14 protein-coding genes are annotated in these 18245 nt (G+C 74.4%); 2 read left to right on the top strand and 12 right to left on the bottom strand.

The annotated features are described in order from the left end of the window. Positions 1 to 71: 71 nt before the first annotated feature. The 11 genes from ABKW28_RS03420 to ABKW28_RS03370 form a co-directional block, all read right to left on the bottom strand. Positions 72 to 1085 carry a methionine synthase gene (locus ABKW28_RS03420; RefSeq protein ID WP_348606376.1) on the bottom strand — a complete coding sequence of 338 codons (1014 nt, stop codon included), beginning with the start codon at positions 1083 to 1085 and terminating at the stop codon, positions 72 to 74. Next, entirely contained in the window at positions 1082 to 2185 is a 1104-nt protein-coding gene (mnmA, locus tag ABKW28_RS03415) for a tRNA 2-thiouridine(34) synthase MnmA (protein ID WP_348606374.1), read from the bottom strand. The genes ABKW28_RS03420 and mnmA overlap by 4 nt, the downstream gene beginning before the upstream one ends. Continuing rightward, on the bottom strand, positions 2185 to 3369 hold the full coding sequence (locus tag ABKW28_RS03410; protein WP_348606372.1) for a cysteine desulfurase family protein: 1185 nt from the start codon (positions 3367 to 3369) through the stop codon (positions 2185 to 2187). Before ABKW28_RS03410 ends, mnmA begins: the two co-directional genes overlap by 1 nt. Beyond that, positions 3366 to 4367 carry an endonuclease/exonuclease/phosphatase family protein gene (locus tag ABKW28_RS03405; RefSeq protein WP_348606370.1) on the bottom strand — a complete coding sequence of 334 codons (1002 nt, stop codon included), beginning with the start codon at positions 4365 to 4367 and terminating at the stop codon, positions 3366 to 3368. The genes ABKW28_RS03410 and ABKW28_RS03405 overlap by 4 nt, the downstream gene beginning before the upstream one ends. 1 nt (position 4368) lies before the next feature. Then, positions 4369 to 5484: a glutamate 5-kinase gene (gene proB / locus ABKW28_RS03400; protein WP_348606368.1), complete on the bottom strand. Its 1116-nt coding sequence runs from the start codon at positions 5482 to 5484 to the stop codon at positions 4369 to 4371. Between the two features lie 7 nt (positions 5485 to 5491). After that, a complete protein-coding gene (obgE, locus tag ABKW28_RS03395; RefSeq protein WP_193667846.1) occupies positions 5492 to 7066 on the bottom strand; it encodes a GTPase ObgE in 1575 nt (524 codons plus the stop codon). Positions 7067 to 7201: 135 nt separating this feature from the next. Then, complete coding sequence (gene rpmA / locus ABKW28_RS03390; RefSeq protein WP_179615857.1) at positions 7202 to 7456, bottom strand: 50S ribosomal protein L27; 255 nt, start codon at positions 7454 to 7456, stop codon at positions 7202 to 7204. Between the two features lie 60 nt (positions 7457 to 7516). Further along, entirely contained in the window at positions 7517 to 7819 is a 303-nt protein-coding gene (gene rplU / locus ABKW28_RS03385) for a 50S ribosomal protein L21 (protein ID WP_179615856.1), read from the bottom strand. A gap of 198 nt (positions 7820 to 8017) precedes the next feature. Then, on the bottom strand, positions 8018 to 11680 hold the full coding sequence (locus tag ABKW28_RS03380; protein ID WP_348606366.1) for an Rne/Rng family ribonuclease: 3663 nt from the start codon (positions 11678 to 11680) through the stop codon (positions 8018 to 8020). A 387-nt stretch (positions 11681 to 12067) separates the two neighbouring features. Beyond that, a complete protein-coding gene (locus ABKW28_RS03375; RefSeq protein WP_348606364.1) occupies positions 12068 to 12781 on the bottom strand; it encodes a TIGR03936 family radical SAM-associated protein in 714 nt (237 codons plus the stop codon). After that, positions 12774 to 13970, bottom strand: coding sequence for a winged helix DNA-binding domain-containing protein (locus ABKW28_RS03370; protein WP_348606362.1), 1197 nt, complete (start codon positions 13968 to 13970; stop codon positions 12774 to 12776). The genes ABKW28_RS03375 and ABKW28_RS03370 overlap by 8 nt, the downstream gene beginning before the upstream one ends. A 174-nt stretch (positions 13971 to 14144) precedes the next feature. Here ABKW28_RS03370 and ABKW28_RS03365 point away from each other — a divergent pair, with 174 nt between their 5' ends. Then, complete coding sequence (locus tag ABKW28_RS03365) at positions 14145 to 15350, top strand: MFS transporter (RefSeq protein ID WP_348606360.1); 1206 nt, start codon at positions 14145 to 14147, stop codon at positions 15348 to 15350. Further along, positions 15347 to 16108 (top strand): DUF4190 domain-containing protein, encoded by a 762-nt coding sequence (locus tag ABKW28_RS03360; protein ID WP_348606358.1) that lies wholly within the window; start codon positions 15347 to 15349, stop codon positions 16106 to 16108. The genes ABKW28_RS03365 and ABKW28_RS03360 overlap by 4 nt, the downstream gene beginning before the upstream one ends. A gap of 63 nt (positions 16109 to 16171) precedes the next feature. On the opposite strand, the gene ABKW28_RS03355 is transcribed toward ABKW28_RS03360, so the two are convergent. Next, complete coding sequence (locus ABKW28_RS03355) at positions 16172 to 18142, bottom strand: TIGR03960 family B12-binding radical SAM protein (protein ID WP_193667841.1); 1971 nt, start codon at positions 18140 to 18142, stop codon at positions 16172 to 16174. Positions 18143 to 18245: the final 103 nt, after the last annotated feature.

The raw sequence follows: 18245 nt of genomic DNA, 5'->3' as shown, positions 1-18245 counted from the left end.
GACCCCTCCGACGACCCTGGGGGGTCACTCGTTCAGGTTCCCCGGGTACCCGGGGGACCCGCAGCGGCCGGCTACCCCAGGTTCGCGAGGTTGTCGGCGACGGCACGGCTCAGCGCCAGCGCCCGCCGCGACCAGTCGTACGACGCCCCGGCCAGGCCGCAGGTCGGCGAGACGCCGAGGCGGCCCGAGGTGGGGTCGAGGCCGAGCATGTCGAGCCAGCGCACGACGCGCTGGGTCAGGGCGGTGTCGCTGACCGCGCCCTCGGGGTCGGTGCTGGGCACCAGCCCCAGGACGACCGCGTCGCCCGCCTCGAGCGCCTCGGCGAGCACGTCGTGGTCGGCGGCGCCCAGCTGGTCGACGTCGACCAGGAGCCCCCGGGCGCCGGCGCCGCGCAGGAGGGCCAACGGGGTGCCGGCCGAGCAGGAGTGCACCCAGGGCTCCGCGCCCTCGGCGACGACCGCTGCGATGACCGTCTCGAGCAGCGCGGAGGCCTCGGGCGGGTGCACGGCGCGGTGCCGCCCGAAGCCCGACGCGGTCGGGACCGCCGCGGCCAGCACCGAGGCCAGCGCGGGCTCGTCGAGCTGGACGACCAGGGAGGCCGCCGCCGGCATCCGGCGGCGCACGTCACGCACGTGGTCGCGCAGGCCCTCGGCCAGCGCCTCGGCTAGGTCGCGCCGCGCCCCGTGGTCGCCGAGCACGCGGTCGCCGCGCGGCTTCTCCACCGTGGCGGCGAGGGTCCAGGGACCGGCGACCTGCAGCTTCACGACACCGGCGTACCCCTGGCCGAGCTCCTCGAGGGCGTCGAGGTCCTGGGCCAGCAGGCTGCGGGTGCGGCGGTGGTCGAGCCCGGGGCTGCCGGAGCCCCCGGTGAGGCGCCACCCGGCGGGCTGCAGGTCTACGTCGAGCCCCGCCAGGACGGCCAGGGTGCGCCCGGTCATGGTGGCGGCGGGGCCGCGACCGGGCTGCTCGGGCACGGCCGCGAGGTCGGGCAGCCGGTCGAGCACGACCTTGACCGCCTCGCGGTAGCCCGCGCCCGTCGTCTCGTCGCCGGGCATCGACCCGATCGCCGTCGCCAGCACGCTCATGGCTCTCCCCCGGTCTCGCTGATGGTGGCCGAGCCGACGACGCGGCTGCCGTCGTAGACGACGACCGCCTGCCCCGGCGCGATGCCGTACGCCGGCTCGCCCAGCTCGACGTCGACGCCCTCGCCGCCGACGACCACCCGGGCCGGCAGCTCGGCACCGTGGGCGCGCAGCTGCACGCTCACCGCCGGGCCGTCGAGCCGGGCGGGGCGGGTGCCGCACCAGCGCGGGCGGATGCCGTGCAGCCGGTGCACGGCCAGCCGCTCGCGCGGGCCGACGCGCACGGTGCCGGTGACCGGCTCGATGTCGAGCACGAAGCGGGGCTTGCCGTCGGGGGCCGGCCGGCCGATCCGCAGGCCCTTGCGCTGGCCGATGGTGAAGCCGTAGGTGCCGTCGTGGCGCCCGAGCTCCTCGCCGGTGGCGTCGTCGACCACGGCGCCGCCGTGGTTGGGAGCCCGCTCGCCCAGCTTCTCGCGCAGCCAGCCGGCGTTGTCGCCGTCGGCGACGAAGCAGATGTCGTGGCTGTCGGGCTTGTCGGCCACCAGCAGGCCGCGCTCGGCCGCCTCGGCGCGCACGTCGGTCTTGGTCGAGCCGCCGAGCGGGAAGAGCGAGTGCTGCAGCTGGCGCTGGTCGAGGACCCCGAGCACGTAGGACTGGTCCTTGCCGTGGTCGAGGGCGCGGTGCATCTCCACGAGCCCGTCGTCGCCGGTGCGCAGCTGCGCGTAGTGCCCGGTGACGACCGCGTCGAAGCCGAGCGCGAGCGCCTTGTCGAGCACCGCGGCGAACTTGATCTTCTCGTTGCAGCGCAGGCACGGGTTGGGGGTGCGCCCGGCGGCGTACTCGTCCATGAAGTCCTCCACGACGTCCTCGTGGAAACGCATCGACATGTCCCAGACGTAGAACGGGATGCCGATCACGTCGGCGGCGCGGCGCGCGTCGTTGCTGTCCTCGATGGTGCAGCAGCCCCGGGCGCCCGAGCGGTACGACGCCGGGTTGCGCGAGAGGGCGAGGTGGATGCCGGTCACGTCGTGGCCGGCCTCGACGGCGCGGGCCGCGGCGACCGCGGAGTCCACGCCGCCCGACATGGCGGCCAGGACCCGCATCAGAGCCGGACCCCGCGGGCCCGCTCGACGCAGGCGCCGATCGCGCCGACCAGGGCCGCCACGTCGGCCTCGGTGGAGGTGTGGCCCAGCGAGAAGCGCAGCGAGCTGCGGGCCGCGGCGTCCTCGCGGCCCATCGCCAGCAGCACGTGGGAGGCCTGCGGCACGCCGGCCGAGCAGGCCGAGCCGGTGGAGCACTCGATGCCGCGGGCGTCGAGGAGCATCAGCAGCGAGTCGCCCTCGCAGCCGGGGAAGGACAGGTGCACGTTGCCGGGCAGCCGCTCGGCGTCCCAGGCGTCGGGGCCGGGGCCGTTGAGCACCGCGTCGGGCACGACCTCGCGCACGCCGGCGACCAGCTGCTCGCGCAGGCCCGCCATCCGCGCCGCGTGCTCGGGCTGGCGGGCCACGGCCAGCTCGACCGCGGCGGCGAAGCCGGCGATCGCGGGGGCGTCGAGGGTGCCGCTGCGGATGTCGCGCTCCTGCCCGCCGCCGTGCACGAGCGGGACCACCCCGACCTCGCGGCGTACGACGAGGGCGCCGGCGCCGTGGGGGCCGCCGACCTTGTGCCCGGTCACGGTCATCGCGTCGACGCCGGAGGCGGCGAAGTCGACGGGCAGCACGCCGAGGGCCTGCACGGCGTCGGTGTGCACGGGGATCGCGTGCTCGGCGGCGAGCGCCACGACGTCGGTGACGGGCTGGCGGGTGCCGACCTCGTTGTTGGCCCACATCACCGAGACCAGGGCCACGCTGGCGGGGTCGCGCTCGATGCTGGCGCGCAGCGCGGCGAGGTCGAGGCGGCCGTCGGCGTCGACGGGCAGCAGCTCGACCTCGGCACCGTGGTGCTCGGCCAGCCAGTGCAGCGGGTCGAGCACGGCGTGGTGCTCGACCGCGGTCGTCAGCACGCGCACGCGGCGCGGGTCGGCGGCCCGGCGCGACCAGTAGATGCCCTTGACGGCGAGGTTGTCGGCCTCGGTGCCGCCCGAGGTCAGCACCACCTCGCCGGGGCGGCAGCCCAGGGCCCGCGCGATCGTCTCGCGGGACTCCTCGACCACCCGGCGCGCCCGGCGCCCGGAGGCGTGCAGCGACGACGGGTTGGCCGCGGTGGCCAGGTGGGCGGTCATCGCCTCGAGCGCGGCGGGCGCCATCGGCGTCGTCGCTGCGTGGTCGAGGTAGACGGGCGTGCTCATGACCGGCCCAGCCTACGTGCCTCGACCAGCACCTCGACCAGCAGCGCACGGTGGTCGGTGCCGTCGACCGCCACGGTGCGTGCGGAGGCCGCCCGCAGCCCGGGCCCGGCCAGCACGTGGTCGATCTGCACGAGCGGTCCGGGCAGCCCGGCGAAGAGCCCGTTGGCCGGCCAGGTGGGCTGCCAGCCGCCGTTGCTCTGCTCGACGGCGTCGCGGTAGCCGTCGTCGACCAGGCGCCGCAGCGGCGCGTGGTCGAGGGTGGCGTTGAGGTCGCCGACCACCAGGTCGGCGCCGCGCTCGCGGGCCGCCTCGCGCAGCAGCGCGTGGTCGCGCACCCAGCCCTCGGGGTCGGTGGGCGCCGAGGGGTGCACCGCGAGCAGCACCAGCCCCTCGGCCTCGACCTCCCACGACTGCAGCACCGTGCCCAGCGGGCGCGGCTCGCCCAGCGGCTCGCGGGCGAAGACCATGGTGCCGACCGTGTCGGCGAAGGGCCGCTCGCCGGTGACCGGGAAGCCGATCCGGTGCGGCAGCAGCTCGTCGAGGCCCGCGCGGTCGAGCCCGGCCAGGGCCCGCTGCGTGACCTCCTGCAGCACCAGCAGGTCGACGTCGGCGTCGACGGCCGCCCGCACCACCTGGGCGGTGTCGGCACGCCCCATCAGCAGGTTGCTGCTCATCACCACGACCCGCTCGGTGGCCGCGGCCTGCCCGGCGCCGCCCGGCGCCGGGGGCCCGGTCACCAGCGGCGCCAGCCACGAGGCGTGCAGCCCCAGCGCGGCGACCACGCCCAGCGCCGCGACCAGGACCGCGCGCCGGCGCCGGGCGGCGCCGAGGAGGAGCAGGAGGGCGAGCGCATAGGCCACGACGGCGTACGGCGTGAACGAGACCAGGCGGATGGCCGGGCCGGCCTCCCAGGCCCCCAGGCGCAGCACGGTCAGGCCCAGGGCGGGCAGGAGGCTCGCGAGGAGCAGCACCCACCAGCCGACGCGACGCACGCTCATCTCAGAGCAGGACCAGGTCGTCGCGGTGCACGACCTCGCGCTCGTAGCCGGCGCCGAGCTCGTGGCCCAGCTCCTGGCTGGTGCGCCCCACCAGCCGGGGCACCTCGTCGGCGTCGAAGTTGACCAGCCCGCGCGCGACGGCGACGCCGTCGGGCCCGGCCAGGTCGACCGGGTCGCCCGCCTGGAAGGCACCGGTGGCCCCGGTGACGCCGGCGGCGAGCAGCGAGGCGCGCCGCTCGACGACCGCGCGCACCGCCCCCTCGTCGAGGTGCAGGGTGCCCAGCGGCTCGGTCGCGTGCGCCAGCCACAGCAGCCGCTTGGGGCGGCGCTTGCCGGTGGGGTGGAAGAGGGTGCCGGCGGGCTCGCCGGCCAGGGCCGCGGCGGCCCGGTCGGCGGCCGTGAGCACCACCGGGATGCCGGCGCCGGTGGCGATGCGGGCGGCCTGCACCTTGGTCTCCATGCCCCCGGTGCCCAGGCCCGCGGCCCCGGTGCGACCGATGCGCACGCCGTCGAGGTCGTCGAGGCCGTGGACGTCGGCGAGCAGCCGGCTGCCCGGGGTGCGCGGGTCGGCGTCGTACAGGCCGTCGACGTCGGAGAGCAGCACCAGCAGGTCGGCGTGCACCAGGTGGGCCACCAGGGCGGCGAGCCGGTCGTTGTCGCCGAAGCGGATCTCGGAGGTCGCGACGGTGTCGTTCTCGTTGACGATGGGCAGCACCCCCAGGTCGAGCAGCTGGGTGAAGGTCTGCGAGGCGTTGCGGTAGTGCGCGCGCCGGGTGACGTCGTCGACGGTGAGCAGCACCTGCCCGGCGATCAGCCCGTGGCGGCGCAGCTCCTCGGTGTAGCGGTGCACCAGCAGCCCCTGGCCCACCGAGGCGGCGGCCTGCTGGGCAGCCAGGCCCGAGGGGCGCCGGCGCAGCCCGAGGGGCGCCAACCCGGCGGCGATGGCCCCCGAGGAGACCAGCACCACCTCGACGCCCCGCTCGCGCGCGGCGCCGAGCACGTCGACCAGCGCCCGCAGCCGGTCGGGATCGATCCCGCCGGCGGCGGTGGTCAGCGACGAGGAGCCCACCTTGACGACGACACGCCGGGCCCCGGTGACCTCGGGGCGCAGGCTCATCGCGACGTCACTCGCGGTCCTGGCCCGTGCCGGGGTCCGACTCTTCCCAGTCGGGGTCCGAGGGCGTGCCGATCTCGTACGACGTCGGGCCGCTCGAGCCGCCGCGCTTCTGCTTCACGGGGCTGGGGGTGTCGAGACGGCGGGCCACGTCGGCACGGGTCTCGTTCTCCTCGCGCCCCTCCATCGCCTCGTCGATCTCGCGGCGGCGCCTGGCGGCGGGGCGGGAGTCGTCGAAGCGCTGGTCCTCGCCGCGACGCCCGAGCATCTCGGCGCCGGCCTCGATGCCGGGCTGGAAGTCGAAGACCACGGCGTTGTCGGGGTGCCCGATGAGCACGGTGTCGCCCTCGACGGCGCCCATCCGCACGAGCCGCTCCTCGATGCCCAGCCGGTTGAAGCGGTCGGCGAGGAAGCCGACGGCCTCGTCGTTGCTGAAGTCGGTCTGGCGCACCCAGCGCTCGGGCTTGGTGCCGCGCACCCGCCAGCCCTCGCCGGTCTCCTTGATGGTGAAGTCGTCGCCGCCGTCGGCGCTGGGCGGTCGCAGCACGATGCGCTGGGCCTCGACGACCTCCTTCTCGGCGCGCGCCGCGGCCACGATCTCGCCCATCGCGAAGGTCAGCTGTCGCAGCCCCTCGCCGGAGGCGGCCGAGATCGGGAAGACCTGCAGGCCGCGCTCGCGCAGCTCGTCGATGGTGATGTCGGACAGGTCGCGCCCGTCGGGCACGTCGACCTTGTTCAGCGCCACCAGGCGCGGGCGGTCCTCGAGCCCGCCGTAGCGCGCGAGCTCGTTCTCGATCACGTCGAGGTCGTCGACGGGGTTGCGGCCCGGCTCGATGGAGGCGGTGTCGATGACGTGCACGATCGCCGCGCAGCGCTCGACGTGGCGCAGGAAGTCGTGGCCCAGGCCGCGGCCCTCGCTCGCGCCCTCGATCAGCCCGGGCACGTCGGCCACGGTGAAGGTCAGGTCACCCGCGGTGACCACGCCGAGGTTGGGCACCAGCGTGGTGAAGGGGTAGTTGGCGATCTTGGGCCGGGCCCGCGAGATCGCCGCGATCAGGCTCGACTTGCCGGCGCTGGGGAAGCCCACCAGCCCGATGTCGGCGACCACCTTGAGCTCGAGGACGATCTCGAGCTCGTCGCCGGGCTCGCCGAGGAGCGCGAACCCCGGGGCCTTGCGCTTGGAGGAGGCCAGCGCGGCGTTGCCGAGGCCGCCGCGTCCGCCCTGGGCGATGACCAGCTCGGTGCCGGGCCCGACCATGTCGGCCAGCACGTTGCCCTGCTGGTCGCTGACGACGGTGCCCTCGGGCACGGGCAGCACCAGGTCGGAGCCGTGGCCACCGTTGCGGTGGTCGCCGGCGCCGTGCCCGCCGTGCTCGGCCCGGCGCTTGGGGCTGTGGTGGTAGTCCAGGAGCGTGGTGACGTCGGTGTCGACGCGCAGGACCACCGAGCCGCCGGGGCCGCCGTTGCCGCCGTCGGGGCCGCCGAGCGGCTTGAACTTCTCGCGGTGCACCGAGGCGACGCCGTTGCCGCCGCGGCCGGCGCTGACGTGCAGCGTGACGCGGTCCACGAAGGTGGGGACGGCCATGGGGGTGCTCCTCGGGGCTGGGGTGGTGCTCAGGTGGTGCTCAGGGTGGTGCGGAAATGCCGAAGGGCGCCCCGGGTGGGGGCGCCCTCCTGGACAGCTGCCGGTCAGGACCGGCGCAGACGTGGTCGCCTCAGGTCACTCGCCCGGGACGATGTTGACGACCTTGCGGCCGCGGCGGGTGCCGAACTCGACGGCGCCGGCCTCCAGGGCGAACAGGGTGTCGTCGCCACCGCGGCCCACGTTGGAACCCGGGTGGAAGTGGGTACCACGCTGGCGCACGATGATCTCGCCGGCGTTGACGAGCTGGCCGCCGAAGCGCTTGACGCCGAGGCGCTGGGAGTTGGAGTCGCGGCCGTTCTTGGTGGACGCCGCACCCTTCTTGTGTGCCATGTCGTGTTCCTTAGTCCTGGATTCGTTCGGGGAGGGCCTGCAGCAGGCTCGAGCCGGGGCTCAGAGCGAGATGTCGGTGACCTTGACCTGGGTGTACTTCTGGCGGTGACCCTGGCGCTTCTTGTAGCCGGTCTTGTTCTTGTACTTCTGGATGATGATCTTGGGGCCCTTGGTGGCGCCGAGGACCTCGACGGTCACCGCGGCCTTGTCGAGGCCGTTGGCCGTGACCTTCTCACCGTCGACAGCCATGAGGACGGGGAGCGTCAGGGTCTCGCCGACGGCCGTCGTGACCTTGTCGATCTCGATGACGTCGCCCACGGCAACCTTCTGCTGGGTTGCGCCAGCGCGCACGATCGCGTACACCGCGGTCTCCTTCGTCGAACTCTGGATGTGTCTTCGGTCTGGGGCTGCCCACCCGCTAGCGGGCCACCTCCGAGGAGATGCCTCGTCAGTGGGGGTGCCACGCAGAGACGGCACGCGTAGGCGCACCGAGAGGCAATACTACGGACGGGGCCGGACAGGAGCAAAACGTGAGCCCGCTCCTGCCCGGCACCGGCGTCCTCAGCGCTTGCGCGCGCCCTTCTTGACGGGCACGTGGGCGACGCTGTCGGCCTCGCCGCTCTCTGCTGCCTCGGGCGCAGCCGCCGAGGCGCTGGCGACGCGCCCACGGGTCCGGGTGACCACCTTGGGCGCCTGGGACGGTGCGGCCTCGGTGGCGTCCGGTGCCTGCGCGGCAGGCGCCGTCGTCGCGGGTGCCGACATCACCACCGGCTCCCCCGCCGTGGTCGGCTGCCCCGCGGGGCGGGTCGCCGCACGACGGCGGGTCCGGGTCACGACCCGGGTGCCGGCGGCCGGCGCCGGCTCGACCTGCCCAGCACCCTCCTCAACCGGCGCAGCGGGCTGCGGCTCGGCTCCTTTGGGCTGCTCGGGGGCCTGCTCAGGCTTGGGCTGCTCGGGCTCGGGCTGCTCGGGCTCGGGCTGCTCGGGCTCGGGCTGCTTCTGCTCCGGCTGCTTGGGCTCGGGCTGCTTCTGCTCCGCCTGCTTGGGCTCGGGCTGCTGCTCCGCGGCCTCGGGGCTGTCCGGGCTGTCGGGGCTCTCGGCGTTCTCGTGCCGCGCCATCGCTGCCACGTCCTTGGGCGAGGGGGCCTTGGCGGGCGAGGAGTCCTCGCCACCGGAGCCGCCCCGGCCCCGGCCGCCGCCCTTGCCGCCGCCCTGCTGGTTGCCCTGCTGGTTGCCCTGGTTGCCGGAGTCGTCGCCGCCCTTGCCGCCCTTGCCGCCGCGTCGGCCGCCGCTGCGACGACCCTCGTCGTCACCGCCGTTCTTGGGCTCGATCGGGTGGTCGTGGGTGACGATGCCGCGGCCCTGGCAGTGCTGGCACGGCTCGCTGAAGGCCTCGAGCAGGCCGGTGCCGATCCGCTTGCGGGTCATCTGCACCAGGCCCAGCGAGGTGACCTCGGCGACCTGGTGACGGGTGCGGTCCCGGCCCAGGCACTCGACCATGCGCCGCAGCACCAGGTCGCGGTTCGACTCCAGCACCATGTCGATGAAGTCGACGACGATGATGCCGCCGATGTCGCGCAGCCGCAGCTGGCGCACGATCTCCTCGGCCGCCTCGAGGTTGTTCTTGGTCACCGTCTCCTCGAGGTTGCCCCCCGAGCCGGTGAACTTGCCGGTGTTGACGTCGACGACGGTCATCGCCTCGGTCCGGTCGATCACCAGGGAGCCGCCCGAGGGCAGCCAGACCTTGCGGTCCAGGCCCTTGGCGATCTGCTCGTCGACCCGGTAGGCGGCGAAGACGTCCTTGCCCGCGTTCTTGCCCTCGGTGGCGGGCTCGAAGCGCTGCAGGCGCTCCTCGAGGTCCGGCGCGACGTGGCTGACGTAGCTCTGCACGGTCTCCCACGCCTCGTCGCCGTCGATGACCAGCTGCGAGAAGTCCTCGGTGAAGAGGTCGCGCACCACCTTGAGGGTCAGGTCGGGCTCGCCGTAGAGCAGCTGAGGCCCGTTGCCCTTGGTCTTCTTCTCGATGTCCTCCCAGCGCGCCTTGAGCCGCTCGACGTCGCGGGTCAGCTCGTCCTCGCTGGCCCCCTCGGCCGCGGTGCGCACGATCACGCCGGCGCTGTCGGGGACGATCTCCTTGAGCAGCGCCTTGAGCCGCGCCCGCTCGGTGTCGGGCAGCTTGCGCGAGATGCCGCTGGTGGTGCCGTCGGGCACGTAGACCAGGAAGCGGCCGGCCAGGCTCACCTGGCTCGTCAGGCGGGCGCCCTTGTGGCCGATGGGGTCCTTGGTGACCTGCACCAGCACCGACTGGCCCGAGGAGAGCACCGACTCGATCTTGCGCGGCTGGCCCTCCTTGTGGCCCAGCGCCGACCAGTTGACCTCGCCGGCGTACAGGACCGCGTTGCGGCCCTTGCCGATGTCGATGAAGGCGGCCTCCATCGAGGGCAGCACGTTCTGGACCCGGCCGAGGTAGACGTTGCCGATCAGGGAGGTCTGCGACTCGCGGGCCACGTAGTGCTCGACGAGCACCTTGTCCTCGAGGACGCCGATCTGGGTGAGGTCGTCGCGCTGGCGGATCACCATGACCCGGTCGACGGCCTCGCGGCGGGCCAGGAACTCGGCCTCGCTGGCGATCGGGGCGCGGCGGCGACCGGCCTCACGGCCCTCGCGGCGGCGCTGCTTCTTGGCCTCGAGGCGGGTCGAGCCGGAGACCGCGGTGATCTGGTCGTCGCCGGTGCGCGAGCTGCGCACCCGGGTGACGGTGTTGCTCGGGTCGTCGCCGCCCTCGCCACCGTCGTCGCCCGAGCGGCGCCGGCGCCGGCGACGGCGCGAGCTGCTGCTGCCGCCCTCCTCGCCGTCCTGGCCACCGTTCTGGCCGCCGTTCTGGCCGTTCTGGCCGCCGCCCTTCCTGCTCTCGGTGTCGTCGCCGGCCGTGTCGTCGCCCGAGTCCTGCTCGGCGTCGCCGGCCTTGCCGCGGCCGCCGCCGCGCTGGCCGCCCTGGCCGCCCTTGTCCTGGCCGCCCTGGCCCTGGCCGCCCTTGTCCTGGCCGCCCCTGCCCTGGCCGCCGGCCTGCTGGTCGTCCTGCTGGTCGTCCTGGCCGTTCTGGGCGTTGTCGCCGCCACCCTCGCCGGACCTGCGGCGACGGCGCCCGCCGCGACGGCGGCGACGACGCCCGGTGCCGGAGCCCTGGCCCTCGTCGTCGTTGTCGCTGTCGTCGTCGTTGTCGTCGTCGTCTCCGGCGGCGCTGTCGTCGTCGGCCTCGGCGGCGCGACGGGTCCGGGTCCGGGTCGCGGGCTTCTCACCGCGCGGCTGCCCGTCGGACTTCTCGTCGGCGGTCTCGTCGGTGGTGTCGGTGTCACCGGCGGTGCCGCCGGTGGTGTCGTCGGCCGAGTCGTCGGTGCGCGCGGCGCGGGCCGACGAGCGGCTGCGCCGCGTGGTCGTCGTGGTGGTCGTGCGCGTGGTGGCGCTCGACTCCTCGGTCGCGGCCTCGTCGACCTCCTCGGTCTCGGCGGCGTCCTCGACCTCGACCGGCGTCGCGGCGACGGGCTCGGCGGCCTTGGCCGTCGTGGCCTTGCGGGCGCTGCGGGTGCGCGTCGTGGTGGTGACGGTCGGCGCCTGGAAGACCGGCGCGACGCTGGCGGTCCCGGTGGTCTCGGTGGTCTCGGCGCTCTCGGCGCTCTCGGCGCTCTGGACGCCCTCGGCGGCCGGGGCCGCCACCTTCGCCGTCGTCGAGCGACGGGTGGTGCGCTTGACGACCGGCTTGTCGGCAGCGGCAGCCTCGGTCGACGCGGCGGCCTCGCCGGCCTCGCCGGCTGCAGCTGCCTCGGTGGCCTCGGCCGGCTTCTTCGCGCTGGTCCGCTTGGCGGCGGTCTTCTTGGCCGGCGCCTTCTTGGCCGCGGTCTTCTTCGCCGCGCTCTTCTTGGCCGGCGCCTGGGTGGCGGCCTCGCCGAGCTCGAGCTGCTCGTCGGCCGGCGCCTGCGCGCTGGCCGCCTTCTTGGTGGTGCGCTTCGCCGGCGTCTTCTTGGCCGGCGGTGCCTCCACGGCGCTGTCGGGCCCGCCCTCGGGGTCGGCCTGCTCGGCCTTCTTGGCCGGCGCCTTCTTCGCGGGCGCCTTCTTGGCGGCGCTCTTGCGGGTGCGCGTCGTGGTGGTCACCGTCGGGGCGGCGGCCTCGGCGGGTGCTTCCTTCGAGGTGGTCGGCTCCTGGCCGACCTGGGTCTCGTCGGGCATGTGGTGCTCCTCTGCCCGGCACGCCAGCGGGTGCCGGACTCGTCAGACGTCGTCGTCCGCAGCGCGGTCGCGACGCAAAGCCTTCGGTGGCGACGACACCCTCCGCGTGCGCGTCACCACGGTCACGGCCATCACCTTCCGCGGTCGCCGGGCTCTCCTCCGGATGGAGGTGGCTGACTCGCTGTCACCGGGCCTGCCTGCCGCGTCGCGGTCTGGCGACGACCGGTTCCCTGGTGTGCCGCCCTCCTGCTGGGAGGACCGGCGAGAACGTCGTCGGGTCGACGACCGCAGCTGTGCCGTCAGGGCGGGCGCTGGACTGCGCCCTCGTCGGGTACGACCGCAGGTCGGGGACCGTGGCGAGTATCGCACACCACGGCCCCGTGGTCGTCATGTCGACGTGGTCAGCGGGTCGCCGACGCTCCCGTCCTGCTCCAACGGCCCCTGGGCCAGGCGCGTCAGCAGCGGCGCCCGCCCGGCCTCGAGGCCCGCCACGGCGGCCAGGCCGCGCAGCACGTCGTCGGGGCGCACCGACGGCACCCCGTGGCGCAGCACCAGGTCGAGGGAGGAGCCCTGCTCGCGCGGGGAGCTGCTGAGCGAGACCACCGGCGCGCGGCAGTCGAACTCGCGCAGCCCCTTCTTCATCATCCGCTCCACCAGCACCGACTCGGTGGCCAGGAAGGTGCTGACCGCGGCCGCCGACTCCTCGGGGAGCGCCTCGATGTCGAGGCGCCAGCGGCTGGCCTCGAGCCGGTCGGCCAGCGAGCCGCCCGGCGACTCCACCACCTCGAGCACGTCGAGGCCGGTGGGCAGCGCCTCGGCGAGCTCGGCGTGGATGTCGGCCGGGTCGACCACCTGGGCCAGGCCGATCTCGAGGTACTCCGCCTCGCTGGCCGAGCCGGTCGGTGCGGCACCGGCGTACGAGATGCGCGGGTGCGGGTTGAAGCCCGAGGAGTAGGCCATCGGCACCCGCGCGCGGAACACCGCGCGCTCGAAGGCGCGCGAGAAGTCGCGGTGGCTGGTGAAGCGCAGCCGCCCCCTCTTGGCATAGCGGATGCGGAGCCGCTGGACGGGCGGGGCTTGCTGCTCGGGCTGGTCACGCACGCACGACAGGGTAGGTGAGGTCACCGGGGTCGGCCCGCATCGCCGGCGAGGGGTAGACGGTGCCGACCCGCTGACCGGCGAGCCACCGGGTGAGCCGGGCGGCCTCCTCGCCCAGCCGGGCCCGGGCCTCGCGGCCGACGTCGTCGAGCACCCGCACCTCGACGACGCCGTCGGGATCCTGCACCCAGCAGCCCACCACGCGCCCGTCCCACCAGGCGGTGGTGCCGGCGTTGCCGTTGCGGTCGAAGACCACCGCCGCGTGCTCGGACAGGTAGAAGTCGCGCTGCTTCCAGCCCATCACCGTCGGGTCCAGCACCGGCAGCAGCGCCGCCCACGGCTCCACGGGCGGTTCCTCCTCGAGGTCGTCGGGCAGCAGGTGGCCCGGCCCGCCACCCTCGAGGTCGACCTCGCGGGCCCCGACGGCGCCCAGCGCGGCACGCACCGCCCCCTTGGTCGCGCCCAGCCACCACACCAGGTCGGCCTCGGTGGCCGGGCCGAAGCGCTCGAGCCAACGGCGCACCAGCGCGGCGTAGCCCTCGGCGGGTGCCAGGGCCGCGGGAGGCTCCCCCAGCCAGTGCTCAGCCAGGGTCCAGCGCGGGCGCGACTGGCGCCAGTGGGTGGTGCTGTGGCCCCGCACGACCTCGCCGCGCGCGCCGAGCCAGGTCAGCACCCGGCTGCCGGCGTACGTCGCCCCGCCGGCAGCCAGGCGCACCTCGAGGCCGGGCACGCTGGAGCGCAGCTCGAGCGCGGTGAGCCCTCCCGGCTCCGAGCCCAGCACCTCCAGCACCCCGGCCCGGACCCGCTCCAGCCACCGGGCGGGGTCGGCGACCTCGCCGGTGGCGGTGAGGTCCTTGACCAGCCGGGCGCCCTCGCTCTGCGCGACCCGGGCCGCCGCGCTGCCCCAGGCGGCGCCCAGGAGGTCGAGCGGGAACACGAACAGGGTGCGGCGCATCGCCAGCTGGCGCACCAGGCTGCGGTCGACGTGCAGCGCGTGATCGAGGCCGCCCGCGCCCGGCGCCGCGTCGTCGACCCGTGCCTGCACCGAGAGGTGCACCGTGGCCGGCTCGGTGGCGTGCAGCGCCACCACGGCCCTGGTCGCGCCCACCGCGTCGCCGACCCGGTGGGCGGGGGCGACCGCGTGCCGGCGCGCCAGCCTCGCCCGTCGCTCCCCCACGCTCACCTCCCGCACGGCCCCCATCCTGCAGCGGGGTGCCGACATCCGCTGCAGGAGTCCCCGGCCGGCCGGGGACTCCGGCGCTTGTCAGGGGTTGCAACACCCATCAAGCGCAGGAGAAGGCCGACAAGTCCGGGCCCGTGGACGCCCTGACCCAGCGGGTGGTACGACGAGTGCGACCATCCTCGGGTGTCTCGTCGTGGTGGATGGTTGTTCCTGGTCGGTCTCGTCCTGCTGTCGCTCAACCTGCGGCCGGCGGCCGTCAGCGTCGGTCCGGTGCTGGCGGAGGTGCGCTCGGGGCTGGCGATGTCGGCGGCCGAGGCCTCGCTGCTCACCACGCTGCCGGTGCTGGCCTTCGCGGTCTTCGGCGCCCTGGCCCCGCGCGCTGCGGCCAGCGTCGGGCTGCACCGGGTGACGCTGGCCGCCCTCGTCGCGGTGGTCGCCGGGCTCGCGGGGCGTGCCGTGACCGGCTCCGACCTCGCCTTCCTGGCCCTGTCGCTGCTGGCGGTGGCCGGCATGGCGATGGCCAACGTGCTGATGCCCTCCCTGGTCAAGCGGCACGCACCCGAGCGCATCGGTGCGGTCACGGCCGTCTACTCCACGGCGCTGGCCATCGGGCTCACCTCGGCCCTGGTGCTGACCGTGCCGCTCTCCGAGGCCCTCGGCGGCTGGCGCGGCGGCCTGGGGGCGTGGGCGGTGCTCGCCGGGTTCGCGCTGCTGCCCTGGGTGCTGCTGGCGCGCCACGACCGGGTGGCCGCGACCCCCGGCGGCCCCATCACCGTCGGGCAGGTGGCCCGCACCCGGCTGGGCCGCGCGATGGCGATCTTCTTCGGCGTGCAGTCGCTGCACGCCTACGTGATGTTCGGCTGGTTCGCCCAGCTGTGGCGCGACGCCGGCTACTCCCCCGCCACCGCGGGTGCCCTCGTGGGGCTGCTGGCCGGGGTGAGCATCCCGCTCTCGTGGCTGCTGCCGCGGCTGCTGGCCCGCTCGCAGCACCAGCTGCGGGTGCTGGTGCCGGTCATCGCCTGCTACCCCGTGGCGTACGTCGGCCTGCTGGTCGCTCCGGCCGGGCCGGCCGTGCTCTGGGCGCTGCTGGCGGGGATCGGTGCCTGCACCTTCCCGCTCATCCTCACCCTGATCGGGCTGCGCGCCCGCACCGCCGAGGGCACCGCGGCGCTGTCGGCCTTCACCCAGTCCGCCGGCTACCTGCTGGCCGCGACCGGTCCCTTCGTGGTGGGCCTGCTCTACGACGCGACCGGCGACTGGACGATTCCACTGATCCTGCTGCTGGTCCTCGTGGTACCCATGCTGGGTCTGGCCACCTGGCTGTCCCGCCCGCTGGTGCTCGAGGACGAGATCGAGCAGCACGCCGCACGAAGGAGCGCACCCGCATGAGCAGCACACCGCCCGAGGGTCCCGAGGACCAGGGCTACCCGCCGCCGTACGGGCAGCAGCCCCAGCAGCCCCAGCAGCCGGCGTACGGGCAGGGCTACCCGCCCGCCGGCGGCCACCCCTACGGGCAAGCGTTCCCCGGGGGTGGCGACCCGCGCCAGGAGGCGCCGCCGTCGAAGGCGATGGCGATCACCTCGCTGGCGCTGTCGCTGCTGTTCTGCGTGCCCTTCGTGGCCGCGATCGCCTCGATCGTGCTCGGCGTGATCGTGCTCGGGCGCAGCAAGGACGGGCGTGACCACGGTCGGGGCATGGCCATCGCCGGCATCGTGATCAGCACGGTGGTCATGCTGGCCACGGTGGCGCTGCTGGTCGTGGCGGTGGTGCTGGGCCTCAACACGTTCAAGGACGTCAACGACCTCGCGGTCGGCGACTGCATCAGCGCCGACAACCTGGTCGACCCCGACGTCGAGGACGAGGGCTTCGGGCTGATGACCATCGAGAGCTGCACCGACGAGCACGACGCCGAGGTCGTGGGGACGCTGACCCTCGACGCCGAGCAGGCCGCGGCGTACGACGCCTCGCCGGTCGGCGAGATCTGCCAGAGCCTGGTGCTCGACGACCCCGAGCTGTTCGCCCTGGTCGGCCCCGGCATCGAGGTGCTGACGATCACCGACGCGGCCGAGCCCGACGCCGGCGACCAGGTCGCCTGCATCCTCTACAACGCCGACGGCTCGCCCCTCGACGAGCCGCTGCTCGACTGAGACGAGGATCCGGGCCGGGTCGGCGCGAAGTTCAGGCCGGGTCGGCGCGAAGTTCAGGCCGGGTCAGACCACCTGGAGCGGCAGCAGCTTCTGGCCGGTGGGGCCGACCTGGATCTCGGTGCCCATCTCGGGGCACACGCCGCAGTCGTAGCAGGGCGTCCAGCGGCAGTCCTCGACGTCGACGGAGTCGGGGTCGAGGGCGTCCTCCCAGTCGGCCCACAGCCAGTCCTTGTCGAGGCCCGAGTCGAGGTGGTCCCAGGGCAGGACCTCGTCGATGGTGCGCTCGCGGGTGGTGTACCAGTCGAGGTCGACGCCGGTGCCGGCCAGGGCGGTGGTGGCCGCCTCCAGCCAGCGGTCGTAGGAGAAGTGCTCGCTCCAGCCGTCGAAGCGGCCGCCGTCGCGCCAGACCTGCTCGATGACCCGCCCGACGCGGCGGTCGCCGCGCGAGAGCAGTCCCTCGATGATGCCGGGCTTGCCGTCGTGGTAGCGGAAGCCGATCGCGCGACCGAACTTCTTGTCCTCGCGCACCGTGTCGCGCAGCTTCTTGAGCCGCTCGTCGGTGGTCTCGTGGTCGAGCTGCGCGGCCCACTGGAACGGGGTGTGCGGCTTGGGCACGAAGCCGCCGATCGAGACGGTGCAGCGGATGTCGTTGCGCCCGGAGACCTCGCGGCCCTTGGCGATCACCTTCTTGGCCAGCTCGGCGACCTGCAGCACGTCGTCGTCGGTCTCGGTGGGCAGCCCGACCATGAAGTAGAGCTTGACCTGCCGCCAGCCGTGCGAGTACGCCGCGGCCACGGTGCGGATCAGGTCCTCCTCGGTCACCATCTTGTTGATGACCTTGCGCATCCGCTCCGAGCCGCCCTCGGGGGCAAAGGTCAGCCCCGAGCGGCGCCCGTTGCGGGAGAACTCGTTGGCCAGGGTGATGTTGAAGGCGTCGACGCGCGTCGAGGGCAGCGACAGCGAGACGTTGGAGCCCTCGTAGCGGTCGGCCAGGCCCTTGGCGACGTCGCCGATCTCGGTGTGGTCGGCGCTCGAGAGCGAGAGCAGGCCGACCTCCTCGAAGCCCGACTTGCGGATGCCGTTCTCGACCATGTCGCCGATGGTCTCGATGGAGCGCTCGCGCACCGGACGGGTGATCATCCCGGCCTGGCAGAAGCGGCAGCCGCGGGTGCAGCCGCGGAAGATCTCGACGCTGAAGCGCTCGTGCACGGTCTCGGCGAGCGGCACCAGCGGCTTGGCCGGGTAGGGCCAGGCGTCGAGGTCCATCAAGGTGTGCTTCTTGACCCGGAACGGCACGCCCGGCTTGTTGGGCACCACGGCCTCGATCGAGCCGTCCTCGGCGTGCACGACGTCGTAGAACTTCGGCACGTAGACGTTGCCGGTCACCGCGAGGCGGCGCAGCAGCTCGTCGCGACCACCGGGGCGGCCCTCGCCCTTCCACTCGCGCACCACCTCGGAGATCGCCAGCACGACCTCCTCGCCGTCGCCGAGCACGGCCGCGTCGAGGAAGTCGGCGATCGGCTCGGGGTTGAACGCGGCGTGGCCACCGGCGAGCACCACCGGGTCGTGCTCGCCGCGGTCGACGGCGTGCAACGGGATGCGGGCCAGGTCGAGGGCGGTGAGCATGTTGGTGTAGCCGAGCTCGGTGGAGAAGCTCAGGCCCAGCACGTCGAAGTCGCCGACGGGGCGGTGGGCGTCGACGGTGAACTGCGGGATGTCGTGCTCGCGCAGCACCGCCTCCATGTCGGGCCACACCGCGTAGGTGCGCTCGGCCACGATCCAGTCGCGCTCGTTGAGCACCTCGTAGAGGATCTGCACGCCCTGGTTGGGCAGGCCGACCTCGTAGGCGTCGGGGTACATCAGCGCCCAGCGCACCGTCTCGCCCTCGGGGGCCGCGTCCCACTCCTTGACGGTGGAGTTGAGCTCGCCGCCGACGTACTGGATCGGCTTCGAGACGCCGGGCAGGTGCGGCTCCAGGTCGGCGAAGACGGAGCGGCCTGCCTGGCGCGTGGTCTCGACGGTGGACGCAGACATGCAGCAACCTCGCAAGCGGTGGTGGGGCGGTGGGGCGAAGCATCCAGGGTACGGCGGCGCCGGGCCCCGGACCATTTCGCCGCCGGTGCGCGCCGGGTCACGC

This window comes from Nocardioides sp. 31GB23, from assembly GCF_040012395.1.
GTDB classification, from domain to species: Bacteria; Actinomycetota; Actinomycetes; order Propionibacteriales; family Nocardioidaceae; genus Nocardioides; species Nocardioides salarius.
Note: the sequence above shows the minus strand (reverse complement) of the source record. Positions and strands in the feature narration are given on the sequence as shown.

Excerpts from the sequence above, each read along its gene's own strand:
- ABKW28_RS03420 (WP_348606376.1), bottom strand. The coding sequence starts at position 1,085 with ATGAGCGTGCTGGCGACGGCGATCGGGTCGATGCCCGGCGACGAGACG.
- mnmA (WP_348606374.1), bottom strand. The coding sequence starts at position 2,185 with ATGCGGGTCCTGGCCGCCATGTCGGGCGGCGTGGACTCCGCGGTCGCC.
- ABKW28_RS03410 (WP_348606372.1), bottom strand. The coding sequence starts at position 3,369 with ATGAGCACGCCCGTCTACCTCGACCACGCAGCGACGACGCCGATGGCG.
- ABKW28_RS03405 (WP_348606370.1), bottom strand. The coding sequence starts at position 4,367 with ATGAGCGTGCGTCGCGTCGGCTGGTGGGTGCTGCTCCTCGCGAGCCTC.
- proB (WP_348606368.1), bottom strand. The coding sequence starts at position 5,484 with ATGAGCCTGCGCCCCGAGGTCACCGGGGCCCGGCGTGTCGTCGTCAAG.
- obgE (WP_193667846.1), bottom strand. The coding sequence starts at position 7,066 with ATGGCCGTCCCCACCTTCGTGGACCGCGTCACGCTGCACGTCAGCGCC.
- rpmA (WP_179615857.1), bottom strand. The coding sequence starts at position 7,456 with ATGGCACACAAGAAGGGTGCGGCGTCCACCAAGAACGGCCGCGACTCC.
- ABKW28_RS03380 (WP_348606366.1), bottom strand. The coding sequence starts at position 11,680 with ATGCCCGACGAGACCCAGGTCGGCCAGGAGCCGACCACCTCGAAGGAA.
- ABKW28_RS03360 (WP_348606358.1), top strand. The coding sequence starts at position 15,347 with ATGAGCAGCACACCGCCCGAGGGTCCCGAGGACCAGGGCTACCCGCCG.
- ABKW28_RS03355 (WP_193667841.1), bottom strand. The coding sequence starts at position 18,142 with ATGTCTGCGTCCACCGTCGAGACCACGCGCCAGGCAGGCCGCTCCGTC.